Here is an 11,910-nt window from a genome sequence, read left to right as displayed (position 1 = left end):
CCTTCACCCGATCGCTGACGATATGCGGGGCAGTACTCCCCTCCCGCAAGGCGGATCTTATGTCGATCGACCCTCAGCCTGCTCCGGCACCCTCTTCACCCATCGGCGCTGCCGACCAGCACACGCCTCCCGTCCCGGCGGGTTCGGCGAGACGCCGAAAGATCGTTGGCGCCGCGGTAGCGGCGGTCATCCTCGCCGCAGTTGCTGGCACGATCGGGTTTGCCGCGGGCCAAGGCGGCACGACACCTGAGCAGCAGTTCGTGGCAGCTCTCAACGACCACGGAATCTGGGCTGGTAAGCCCGACGAGCAGCGGATCGACGCTGGCAAGACAATCTGCAACGCGCTCGTCACCGGGAACTCGCTGTCCTACGTCATCACGCTGACTGCGTACGGTGCCGCCCTGCCCACCAGGGAGGCCGCCTACGTCGTTGATGCCTCCAAGAACGCCTTCTGCCCAACCGCCGCCTGACGCGTCGTCTGACGCTCGACACAGAGGGCACGATGAACGACACGATCAACAGCGAACGCCACTGGCTGTGGGTGACTCGCCCGGAGCACTACCTCGAGGACGACGGCACAGAGCGACGTGATCTGGAGCCCTCTGCGGGCTTCTCCCCCTCCGCATGGTGGACCTGCTCGCCGCACACTCGAACCGGCGACACTGTGCTGCTCTACCGCTCCGGGATCAAGAAGGACATCTCTCACTTCCTGGTCGTTCGCTCCGATCCAGAGCAGCTCGACCGCCCTGGTCATCCACTTCACGGTAAGCCCATCTGCCAGTTCGAGGTCATCGAGCGGCTGCAACGGTCGGTCCCGTGGAGCGCCATCAAAGAGAACTCAATTCTCCGCGACTGGGGCGCTAACCGGACGCGCTTCGTGAAGAGCGCGGTAGAGGTGCCGGCCGACTGCTGGAGTGAGCTGGTCAGGCTCGCAGGCTACGACTCGAAGATGCCGGCCAAACAGGCGGCCGACGGGCTGCACCGCATCCGCCTTGAACGAGAGATCCAGCGCCGCCTCATGGAACGGAAGGACCTCCTGGAGCGAGCCGGACTTGGCCCTCTCACCTTCGTCGTTCACGAGTACATCTTCGGCAACGGCCGTCGCGCTGACCTTCTGTACAGCCGCGGGCGAGGCCTGCTCAAGCAGGATGTCGTAGTCGAACTCAAGCGGGGCGAGATCGGCGCGCACGCGGTCAAGCAGGTCAGCGACTACGCTGATCTTCTCCGCTCCGAGTGTGGCCGCCCTCGCCGACGGCCGATTATGGTCGTCATCGGCGACAGCCTCCGCTCCGACGCCGCCCACCTCGTTGGAGGTGGTGCCAGGAGGCCACGGTTTCTCTCGTTAGCACAGCTAGGGATCAGTCGCGTCTCAAACGCACGTCGTTGACGGACGCGAGCACCTCGGCCAAACTTGGTCTAACTTGAACCAAGGAGCGTCATGGGAAGTAAGAGCCTCAAAGAGGAGCTCGACGCGGTAGGCATCGAGTTAGCGGAGGCCAGGACGGAGTACGCACGCCTAGGAGCCCAGATCGCTGGCCTGGAAGCCCAGCAAGCCGCTCTGACAAGCGCTCTGACCCCTCCCCTCGACGAGTCATTCGCAGACGACGCGGGCATCCAGCACAGGACGGATGCCATTGTCGAGGTCCTCATGGCGAAAGGGGCGCCGATGTCGATCAAGGAAGTGGTAGCCGATCTCCGTGGAGCCGGCCGCCCCAACGAGAACTACGACAATGTCAGCGTCGATCTCGCATACCTCGCTGGGCGCAATCGGGTCAAGCGGGTCCGTCGCGGAGTCTATGCGGCGGAGCCAGCGATTCGAGTCGACGGCGCCCGCTGCCGAGTCATCGAGCTCAGCCAAGGAAACATCAACAATGGACACGTCTACCTAACCCGCTGCCTGGACTTCTTCCCGGAGGACGTTCTCGGCGCACCCAACCGAGAGGCCGGCATCGGCAAGGAAGTCCAACTGACCTTTGCAAACTCTCCGGGTTCCGGCATCTGGACCGACATCGCATCCGACAAGAAGATCTTTCGCGCCCGGAAAGCGTGGCGAGCCTTCTTCGCTCAGCAGGCAGTTCGCGCGGGGGACTCAGTAGTGCTGGACAGGCAGGCTGAGCGTGAGTATCACGTGTCAGTTCTTCGCGCCGAAGCTCGGCCATAACTCGGTTGATCAGATGTCGGGCGGCCGCTGCAAGATGAGTGGGCCTCTGTAGCAGAGACGCGCTTCCGCTGCGTGAGGCACGCTGGATACGTCTGATACGCCCGGCGGGCGCAGCAACGCGGGTGTTCAGCTGTTGTTCGCCCGGCTTACCGGCTCGAAGCCTCGATGACTTCTTCGGGACGCAGGTCGGGGCGGGACCGCACGAACCGCACGGGATGCCGCCAGCGGCCCAGCTCGAAGGCGGCGTCGACCTCGAGCTCGACCACCACGCTCGGCGCCACCTGCACATACTCGACGGGTTCGCTCGGCCGCTGCCCGAACCGGGCCGACGGGATCACCTCCGGCCACGGATGCTCACCGGCCGGCGCGGTCAGCACGCCCTGCAGCTGCGCGCGGGCGGCCGCGGGCAGCGGCGTGGTCCGGCCGGCGACCCGCAGCCGGCCGTGCGCGCCGTACCGGCCGACCACCAGCACGTCGGGCTCGGCGAGCGAACCGAGTACTCCCCCGACGACCGCCTCGGCGGTCAGCCGCGTCTTGACCTTCCGCCAGGCCCGGCCGCCGGCGCAATAGGGCTGGTCGACCCGCTTGGCCACCACGCCCTCGATGCCCGAGTCGGTGTGCTCCCGCATCCACAGCCGCCCGACCGCCGGATCGGCCGAGGCAGGCATGAGCACCAGCCCGTGCGGCAACCGTGTACCGAGCAGCTCCTCCAATCGCCGGCGCCGCTCGGCCCATGGCAGCGGCCGCAGATCCTCGCCCTGGCGTGCCAGCAGGTCGAACACGACGAAGGCCGCCGGCTTGGCCGCGGCGAGCCGACCGGCGCCAGCGGTGGACGGGTGTAGGCGTTCCTGCAGGGCGAGGAAGTCGAGCCGGCCCTGCTGCCACACCACCAGCTCCCCGTCGAGCACCACGTCCTCGCCGAGCTCGGCCACCGCCGCGACGATCTCCGGGAAGTACCGCCTCAGCGACCGCAGCTGCCGACTATGCAGCCGCACCCTCCCGTTCGCGGCGTGGGCCAGGCAGCGGAAGCCGTCGAACTTGGGCTCGTAGACCCACTTCTCCCCGACCGGCAACTCCCCCGCGCTCACTGCGACCATCGGCGGCAGCGGGTACGGCACGGCGCTCACACCCGGGACGATAAGCAGATTACCGAGGGTCCTGATCGGCGGACGAACCGTCACCCCGGCCACGGGAAGAAGTCCCGTGTCGCGGGTGCGGCGCGCCGGCCCCGCCCGGAGCGCCGCGACCGGACAGCACAGCGCGCCAGCTCGACTGCGGCGGCCTGAAGGGCCGGGCGAGAAGATCTCGCCCGACCCCAGCCGGTCACAGGATCCGGATCGTCGCGCACACCCACCGGTCCAGCCCGACCAGGGTGAACGAGGCGGCCAACGCCCGGCGCCGGCCCCGAAGCCGGACCGATCCGACGACTTCCACCGCGCCCTCGTGCGGCTGCGACGGATGGAAGCTCAACAACCGGGCCCCACCGCGCAGCCCGTTGGCCTCGACCGGCACCGCCCGCAGGTAGCGCAGTACCCGCGGGGCGACCAGGTCGGTGAGCTGCGTGGCCGGGCGGCGCTGATCGAGCACCTCCACCGCCATCGCTATCGTCCGGTATGCCTGGCCGATCGCGACGCGATCGAGCACGACGTCGGTGACCGGGTTACCGGGCGGGAGCTCGGCCGGGGCGTCGGTCGGGGCGCGGTGCCCGCAGGTGGGGCACGGGTCGAGGAAGTCCTCGCCGTCGAACACCACCGTGCGGACCGGGCGCAGTCCGAGCACCCGTCGAAGAGTGTTCTCGTCCTGGGGCGTCTCCTGGTGGTCGAGGGTCTGGGACATGGCGGCCTCCGAGGGGATCGGCAACCAGCCCGAACAGCAGGGCAGTTCGTGTAGCCGTGGTGGGCTGGCTGCGGGGCGCGGTGCGAAGCGCCCGCCCTTGCTCCTCCGCGCCCGACTCCGCCCGGCGAGGCTCACGCTCCAGGGCAGCCCGCAGGGCCGTCGAAGCCAGTCGATGCGCAGCACCCTGGAACGTGAGACCGGGCGGAGTAAGCGGCCCACCACCAACAACAGAGCCCGGCCGACGGGCCGGACCGAGACCTTCGAAGAAGGACACAGCTCGGCGCCCTCTCGGGTGTCCCTACAGGACCCGTAACGGACGACACTGTTACCCGAGCTTGATCTTGTTGATCGTGCGCAGAGATCCGCCGTGATCCGGCCCCGGCCCGCGATCCCGGCCGCCGACCTGCCCGAACGTACGACGATGCTCGCGAAAGCGGTGGGGCCGCCTCCCTCGGTCGGGTGTGCCGCTGGTGCCTGAGTACCTCGACGTCGTCACTGGCGATCGTTGGCAGCGTGTGGCGACGTCGGCGCTGACGCTTGTCGAGCCGCGCTTCCCCCGCGGTCGACCACCGGTCGGGGCCGCACGTCCACCAGAGGTCTGGCGCCGGCCGTCACCGACCATCAGGGGGCTCGACGTGCAGGAACGCCAGCTCTTCGCCAGGCTGCGGGCCGACCGCGAGCTGATCGACCAGGCCGCCGCGCGGCTTCGCCACCTCGCTGTTCAGGACGAGTACCGGGGCCGGCGCTACCCCGAGCACGCCTACGGCCTCGCGTCGATCCTCGACACCATCGCCCTCGGCCTCACCGACGTGCCGGACTCGATCCGGACGGCCGCGGTCCGCACCGCCAGGGGTGCTCCTCGGCACCGACCCGCACCACGGCGACCGTGCCGGCGTTGACTGATCACGTGAGCGACGCACAGAACCAGCCCAAGGCCCCAACTGTCCGCAGCCGCCTGCTCGACGCCGGCGTCTCACCCGAACGACTGGCGATGCACCACGAGGCGCGGCGGGTCCTGCTCGACGGCGCGATCGTCGACGACCTCGATCAGCCGGCTCCGCCCGGCACCCGGCTAACCTTCGCCAGCGCCTGACGCCCGGAAAGCGCTCCTTCCTCTGCGATCTTCTATACCAGGGCTTGGCCTTACAGGGAGCTCGCCAGTTGCGACCGCTGGCGACGGGCCTGGGCGAGCCCTGGCACTGATGCGATGAAGGAGCGGGGCCTCCCGCTCCTCGTGACCCTCGGTTCATGCTCGAGGTGCTTCACGTCAACGATGGTGGGAGGCCCCCTGTGAGCGAAGCATACGAGGGACGGCAGATCGTCGGGATGGATCTGCACCGGCGACGTTCGGTGTTGGTGCGGATGACCGAGGCCGGTGAGCATCTGGAGACGGTGCGGATCGCCAACGACCCGGACTATCTGGCGCAGGTGATGGCCCGCGCCGGTGAGGCCCCGGAAGTCGTGCTGGAGGCGACCTACGGCTGGTACGTGCGACGCGAGGTCGCACATGGTGAGCGAACGCTCAGTTTGGAGGGCCGGCGGATGCCGGATGGGTAGTTCCGGGCCTGTGTTCCAGGCTCGTCCCCGCCCTGACATGCCCTGCGGGTGACCGCGGGGTGTGAAGCTCAGGGGAAACGCCCAAGGGTCGCCGTCCCATCCGGGGACCACAGGCAAGGGGAAGGCCGGACGGGTGAATAGCGTGAACCCCCGTTGATGTCTCGTGACGTATGGCCCCGGGTGGTGGGAGGCGGTACCGGGGTGCAGGACCTGGCCGTGGAAGAGCGGCAGGCGGCGACCGGGGAGTACCAACCGGTCGTGGGAACACCGCCGGTCCCGGGATAAAGGGGGCACCCACCCCGGCCGTTACTCACGTGTGCGGAACGCGGGAACCCCGTCAGGTCCGACCCGGCCAGCAGCTGGGTCGGTAAGCCGACCGTAAGGGACGCTGAACTCCGTGGCGGGAACAGGATGCCCAAGAAGCGAATGCCGGCATGCCGAAAGGCGACGGGAAACCGCGGGCGATGGTGTCACCCCCTTCAGGTGGCCGTCCCGTGGATAACCGGCCGGATACCGGTCCGGGTGACCGGGCCCGAAAGGGCGCTGACGTGGGCAGGTGAGCTGGTGAAGACCGAAGACGGCACGCCGCCGGAACCGAAGGGCAAGTTGGACACCGATGGTGAACGGACCGGAGGACGTCGACCTGGACTGGGACGCTGTGGACTGGCGCGCCCACGAGGACAACGTACGGCGGCTGCGGCGGAGGATCTTCACGGCGTCGCAGGCGGGGGAGCTGGCCGCGGTCAGGAACCTGCAGAAGATGCTGCTGCGCAGCTGGTCGAACACACTGGTCAGCGTGCGCCAGGTGGCGCAGCGCAACGCTGGTCGCAAGACGGCGGGGGTCGATGGGGAGGTCGCGCTGACCTCGGCCGAACAGGGGCAGCTCGCGGTGCGGGTGCACCGCACGATCGCCTCGTGGACGCCCCTGCCGGTGAAGCGGGTGTACATCCCGAAGGCCCAGGGCAGCAAGCTTCGCCCACTCGGCATCCCGGTGCTGATGGACCGCTGCCACCAGGCACGGGTCCGCCAGGCCCTGGAGCCGGAGTGGGAGGCCCGGTTCGAACCCAAGTCTTACGGGTTTCGCCCCGGCCGAGGCTGCGCCGACGCGGTCGCGGTCCTGTTCACGACGATGCGGGGCACCAACGCCCGGTCGTGGATTCTGGACGCGGACCTCACGGCGGCGTTCGACAGGATCAACCACGACCACCTGCTGAATATGCTCGGGTCGTTTCCCGGGCGGCGGCTGGTGCGGGGCTGGTTGACCGCCGGAGTGCTCGAAGACGAGCAGTTCGCGCCGACCGAGGAGGGCACCCCGCAGGGCGGGGTGATCTCCCCGTTGCTGTTGAACGTGGCACTGCATGGGCTCGAAGGCGCCGCCGGGGTCCGGTACTACACGTCCGGTTCCAAGGCCGGGCAGACGATGCCGGACGCCCCGGTGCTGGTCAGATACGCCGACGACCTGGTCGTCTGCTGTCACGACAAGCAGCAGGCCGAGCAGGTCAGGGCGCGGCTGGTCGCGTGGCTGACGCCCCGGGGTCTGGCCTTCAACGAGGCCAAGACCCAAATCGTCTCTCTCGGCGAGGGTTTCGATTTCGTGGGGTTCAACGTCCGCCGCTACCACGACCGCAAACTTTTGATCAAGCCGAGTAAGGCGGCGGTCAGGCGAATGCGGGAACGGCTCGCCACCGAAATGCGCGCCCTGCGCGGGGCCAACGCGATGGCGATCCTCGGCCGGCTCAACCCGATCATCCGCGGGTGGGCCGCCTATTACCGGGGGGTGGTGTCCAGCGAAATCTTTCAGTCGCTGGACGACTACGTGTGGAAACTCACCTACAAGTGGGCCAAGCACAGTCACCCGAACAAGCCGAAGAAGTGGGTCACCAGCCGCTACTTCGGCAAGTTCAACAAGTTCAGGAACGACCGCTGGGTGTTCGGCGACCGCGACAACGGCGCGCACCTGGTCAAGTTCTCCTGGACCGAGATCGTCCGGCACACCATGGTCAAGGGCTCAGCGTCCCCGGACGATCCGGCCCTGGCCGAGTACTGGGCGCAACGGCGGCGCCGGGTCAGGCCGCCGCTGGACCGGCACAACCTACGCCTGCTCGACAGGCAAGCCGGTCGTTGTCCGCTCTGCGCCGACCACCTGCTCACTGCAGAGCAGCCCCCACAGTCCCCCCGCGAGTGGGAACGATGGTGGCTGCAGGTCGTCCGCAGGGCGATCGCCCAGGACTACCTCGTCCACCATGGACGAGCCGACACGCCGGACGGCACACGCACTCGCCTGGTGCACGCGTCCTGCCACCGCGCGCTTCGCGCGCGGCAACGCAGGACCCCAGCGACGCAGATCTGCACGCCCTCGCGGCTTGCTTGAGCCGGATGCTCGGAAACGGGCACGTCCGGTTCTGAGGGGGCCCCGGCGCAGCAATGCGCCGGGGCTACCCGACTGGGCCGCGGACACCCTCGCCGAGCTGGGCGCGAACGTGCACCTGGCGCACCCGCTGGGGGTGAAGATGTTCACCTACCGTCGGGTGAAGAACGACCAGCGTGACGCCGCCGACCTGGCGGATCTGCTGCGGATGGGTCGGCTGCCCGAGGCGTGGATCGCCCCACCCGCGACGCGTGAGCTGCGTGGGTGGGTGCGTCACCGCGCGAAGCTGGTCGGGGTCCGGTCGAACCTGAAATGCCAGGTCCACGCCGTGCTGGCGGGTGCTGGGGTGCAGGTGCCGATGAGTGATCTGTTCAGCCCGGGCGGGCAGAAGCTGCTCACCGCGACCAGGCTGGCGCCCGAGTCGCGGGCGCGGGTGGACTCGCTACTGCGGTTGATCACGGCGCTGGACTTCGAGATCGACACCTACACCAAGCTCGTCGCCGGGCGCCTGCGCACTGATCCCGGCTACACCGCGATCCAGACCATCCCGGGGGTGGGGCCGTTGCTGGGGGCGGTGTTCGTCGCCGAGATCGGCGATGTCGCCCGGTTCGCCAGGCCCGCTCAGTTGGCGTCCTGGGCGGGCTTGACTCCCTCGCACCGCGAGTCCGACACCACCGTGCACCGGGGACGGATCACCAAACAGGGCTCCAGGTTGGTCCGCTGGGCCGCGGTGGAGGCCGTCCAACGCGTGCCCGCGCACACCCGACTCGGGCAGCGCCGTGACCGGGTCGGTGAGCGGCGGGGCCACAACATCGGTGTCGTCGCCGCGGCCCGGGACCTGGTCACCCTGGTCTTCTACGGCCTACGTGATCACCACATCCGCTGCCTGCATCGTTGCGCGGACGGCGCCATCACCGATGCTGCGTGAGCAGGCCCCGTGATCGTGGTGGGCGCGGATCGAAGGGGTCATGATCCTCGAGCCTGCTCGGCGTGATCGTCCCGACTGATTGATCTCGCCCACCACCCCAAGCATTCGTCGCAGCGCACCATGCCGCCCGACCCCGGAAGGTCGGCGCGGCGAAGGGATGACCGACGACCCCCTCGGGGGCTACGTCCATATCGAGCCGGGACCACGGCTTCAGGCGCGGCACAACAATCCCAACACCCCCGAGCAGCGGAGCAACAACCACGTCGATCTCGCCCAGCTGAACAGAGCCTCGCGCCGCCCAGCGACGGCATCAAGGACCTTCGGCCGCTACGCGGGCGCCCTGCCGGGCGCTCCTTGACCCCGCCGCTACTTCAGCGCGCCCGGAAGCTGCAGCGACGAACATCAACAACAAGAACAGGGGGTTGACCGGCCCCGCTCCTTCAGGGATGACCTCCGGGACGCGGCGCTCCTTCTCCTCGCTCGGCGTTGACCCGCAACAGCGGCCGCAGCTCAATAGCCCGGCATACGAGGACATGCCGGACGATCACGGTATCCGGCGTGATGGCCCGGGAAGCCCTGGATCGGCGGCGCCGCTGAACGCGACTGTCATATGAGGCGTTCTCGGCATAAAGCCGCCGGGCGTGCCCAGCAACGGAGAACTCCGGCTTCCTCGGGGTGTCCCAGTGGCACCCAGGCGAGTGGGCCGAAACTCGGAGCCCTCGGCCCGACCCTTGACCTTTTCGTGCCCCTGACAAGCAGCGAGCTGATCATGACGTCAGCTTTCATATGAGGCGTTCCTCGGGTTGCGATTGAACCAGCTCTTGGTCATGGGCTTCCACGGCAGACGCCGCGACGAGTGGCGTGGCGCCGCGGAGCGCGTAGCCCCGTGGTGCTGCGCGCACAGGTTCGCGAGGTTGATCCGCCGACGAGCCATCTTCCTGCAAAGTCGTCGAGCACCGCGGCGACCCGAGTCCCTCGATTCGTCTTAGCTGAGCCTGAGTTCCGCAGCTAGCGTGTGATCTGGTGCATGATCGTGGGTGTTGGTGCAGGTCAGCGCGGTGAGGCCTGGCCAAGCGCCGCGTATTCCCTAGTAACACGACTTGGGCGTGGATCGGGTGTTGAGCTGGGGAGAAGTGTGTAAGCTCTGGTGGCGTGTTCGTGCGTACGTCGACCCGGCGGAACCGGGACGGGTCGAAGGTGTCCTACCTGCAGTTGGCGCACAACGAGTGGGACCCGGCCGCGAAGACCGCCCGGACGAAGGTGCTGTACTCCTTCGGCCGGGCCGACCAGCTCGACCGGCCCGCGATCGAGCGCCTGATCGCCGCGTTGACCCGGGTCGTGGGTGTCGAGGCGAGCGCGACCGGCCCGGATCGGGCTCGCGCGCTCGGGGTGCCCGGTCTGGAGTTCACCGAGTCCCGCCCGCTGGGTGGGGCGTGGCTGCTCGACCGGCTGTGGCACCGGCTCGGGATCGACACCCTGCTGCGTCGCCTCGCGGCCGGGACACGGCGGGATCCGGTGGTGGAGCGGGTGCTGTTCGCGCTGGTCGCGAACCGGGCGCTGGCGCCGTCCTCGAAGCTCGCCGCCACCTCGTGGGTCGCCCATGACGTGCACGTTCCCGGCCTGAACAGGTGTCCGACGACGCCTGTTACCGGGCCATGGACTGGCTGATCAAGGTCGAGGACCAGCTCGCGCGCGGGGTGTTCGACGCCGTCGCGCACCTGCTCAACCTCGAAGTCGACCTGATCTTCTTCGACACCACCTCCACCTACTTCGAGACCGAGGACTCCGACACCCCGCTCTGGCGCGACGAACACGGCCGCGTCGTCGACCCCGACCCTGCCCACGGTGCCGCCGAGGGCGGTGAGCCGCCGGGCGGCGCGACCGGGCGGGCGGGGTTCCGCAGCCGCGGCAAGTCCAAGGACTCCCGCGACGACCTGCCGCAGGTCGTGGTCGGGATGGCCGTGACCCGTGACGGGATCCCGGTGCGGGTGTGGTGCTGGCCGGGCAACACCAGTGACTCGCCGCTGATCCGCCAGGTCCGCGACGAGCTGCGGGACTGGACACTGGGGAAGGTCATCTGGGTGGCCGACCGCGGGTTCACCTCCGCGGCGAACCGGCGCCATCTGACCGCCGGCGGCGGGGGCTACATCCTGGGCGAGAAGCTGCGGTCGGGCTCGGCGGAGGCGACCGCGGCGATGGCCCGGCAAGGCCGCTACCAGCAGGTGAGCGCGAACCTGCGGGTCAAGGAAGTGAAGATCAGCGAGCACGAGCGGTTCGTGGTCTGCCACAACCCCGACGCCGCCGACCCCGACGCCGCCGACCGTGACGCCGCCGTGCGCGCGAACCTCGTCGAGCGCCTCGAGGCGATGGTCGCCGACTCCGACCGGCTCACCGCGACCAAGCGGGCCGAGCTACGCGGGGTGATCTCCACCAAGCCCGGCCTGAACCGGTTCCTGCGCCTGACCCCGGGCGGGCTGCTCCGCGTCGACACCACCAAGATCGCCGCCGACGCCAAGCTCGACGGGAAGTACCTGCTGCGCACCAGCGACCCGAACCTGACCACCGAGGACATCGCGCTGGGCTACAAGCAACTCCTCGAAGTCGAACGCGGCTGGCGGGACATGAAACAGGTCCTGGACCTGCGCCCGGTCTATCACCGCCTCGAAGACCGCATCCGCGCCCACGTCCTGCTCTGCTGGCTCGCGCTGCTGCTGGCCCGCATCGTCGAGACCCGCGCAAGCACCCCCGACCAGGCCACGACCTGGCCGCGGGCCCGCGACCAGCTCCAACGCCTGCACGTCGGCACCTTCACCGGCCCAGCCGGACTGTTCCGCCAGACCACCCCACCCAGCCCCGAGGTCCGCCGCCTGCACCAAGTCCTCGACATCGCCCTGCCACCGCGGATCCTCGACCTCGACCCCGAGCAGCCCGCAAGCCGCTGACCAGGCACAACACCCAAGCCTAGTGACACGACACGTCACCAGGCCCACACCCGTTCGCCCAGCTCAGACCCGAATCCGCGAGTAGGCCTTGAGTTGATCTGGGTTTGCCGGGCTGGGT

10 protein-coding genes and 1 pseudogene are annotated in these 11,910 nt (G+C 68.9%); 9 read left to right on the top strand and 2 right to left on the bottom strand.

Going from position 1 to position 11,910, the window contains the following annotated elements:
- The first annotated feature begins 59 nt into the window (after window positions 1-59).
- Genes LWC33_RS23985 through LWC33_RS23975 form a run of 3 tightly spaced genes read left to right on the top strand, consistent with a single transcriptional unit; the run spans window position 60 to window position 2,161 of the window.
- On the top strand, window positions 60-470 hold the full coding sequence (locus LWC33_RS23985) for a DUF732 domain-containing protein (protein ID WP_233306725.1): 411 nt from the start codon (window positions 60-62) through the stop codon (window positions 468-470).
- A 32-nt stretch (window positions 471-502) separates the two neighbouring features.
- Window positions 503-1,387, top strand: a complete 885-nt coding sequence (locus tag LWC33_RS23980) for an endonuclease NucS domain-containing protein (protein WP_233306722.1) — start codon at window positions 503-505, stop codon at window positions 1,385-1,387.
- Window positions 1,388-1,438: 51 nt separating this feature from the next.
- A complete protein-coding gene (locus tag LWC33_RS23975) occupies window positions 1,439-2,161 on the top strand; it encodes a hypothetical protein (RefSeq protein ID WP_233306720.1) in 723 nt (240 codons plus the stop codon).
- Window positions 2,162-2,307: 146 nt separating this feature from the next.
- Here the strand turns inward: LWC33_RS23975 and LWC33_RS23970 are convergent, their stop codons facing one another.
- Window positions 2,308-3,288 carry an ATP-dependent DNA ligase gene (locus tag LWC33_RS23970; RefSeq protein ID WP_233306719.1) on the bottom strand — a complete coding sequence of 327 codons (981 nt, stop codon included), beginning with the start codon at window positions 3,286-3,288 and terminating at the stop codon, window positions 2,308-2,310.
- A 196-nt stretch (window positions 3,289-3,484) separates the two neighbouring features.
- Window positions 3,485-3,997 carry an Rv3235 family protein gene (locus LWC33_RS23965; RefSeq protein WP_233306718.1) on the bottom strand — a complete coding sequence of 171 codons (513 nt, stop codon included), beginning with the start codon at window positions 3,995-3,997 and terminating at the stop codon, window positions 3,485-3,487.
- 635 nt (window positions 3,998-4,632) lie between these two features.
- Between LWC33_RS23965 and LWC33_RS23960 the strand changes: the two genes are divergently transcribed.
- The 6 genes and pseudogenes from LWC33_RS23960 (at window position 4,633) to LWC33_RS23930 (ending at window position 11,792) form a co-directional block, all read left to right on the top strand.
- Window positions 4,633-4,896, top strand: a complete 264-nt coding sequence (locus LWC33_RS23960; protein ID WP_233306716.1) for a hypothetical protein — start codon at window positions 4,633-4,635, stop codon at window positions 4,894-4,896.
- Between the two features lie 8 nt (window positions 4,897-4,904).
- The gene (locus LWC33_RS23955) at window positions 4,905-5,090 is read left to right on the top strand and encodes a hypothetical protein (protein ID WP_233306714.1); all 186 of its coding nucleotides are present in this window, start codon (window positions 4,905-4,907) and stop codon (window positions 5,088-5,090) included.
- A gap of 155 nt (window positions 5,091-5,245) precedes the next feature.
- Window positions 5,246-5,554, top strand: a complete 309-nt coding sequence (locus LWC33_RS23950) for a hypothetical protein (protein ID WP_233306713.1) — start codon at window positions 5,246-5,248, stop codon at window positions 5,552-5,554.
- A gap of 616 nt (window positions 5,555-6,170) precedes the next feature.
- Window positions 6,171-7,925, top strand: a complete 1,755-nt coding sequence (ltrA, locus tag LWC33_RS23945) for a group II intron reverse transcriptase/maturase (protein WP_233306712.1) — start codon at window positions 6,171-6,173, stop codon at window positions 7,923-7,925.
- On the top strand, window positions 7,918-8,850 hold the full coding sequence (locus tag LWC33_RS23940) for an IS110 family RNA-guided transposase (RefSeq protein WP_255692650.1): 933 nt from the start codon (window positions 7,918-7,920) through the stop codon (window positions 8,848-8,850). Before ltrA ends, LWC33_RS23940 begins: the two co-directional genes overlap by 8 nt.
- A gap of 1,152 nt (window positions 8,851-10,002) precedes the next feature.
- Window positions 10,003-11,792, top strand: a pseudogene (locus LWC33_RS23930) (IS1634 family transposase).
- The last annotated feature ends 118 nt before the right edge of the window (window positions 11,793-11,910 follow it).

This window comes from Pseudonocardia terrae (assembly GCF_021343995.1).
GTDB lineage: Bacteria > Actinomycetota > Actinomycetes > Mycobacteriales > Pseudonocardiaceae > Pseudonocardia > Pseudonocardia terrae.
The sequence above is the reverse complement of the archived record's forward strand: the minus strand, read 5'-3'. Positions and strand labels throughout refer to the sequence as shown.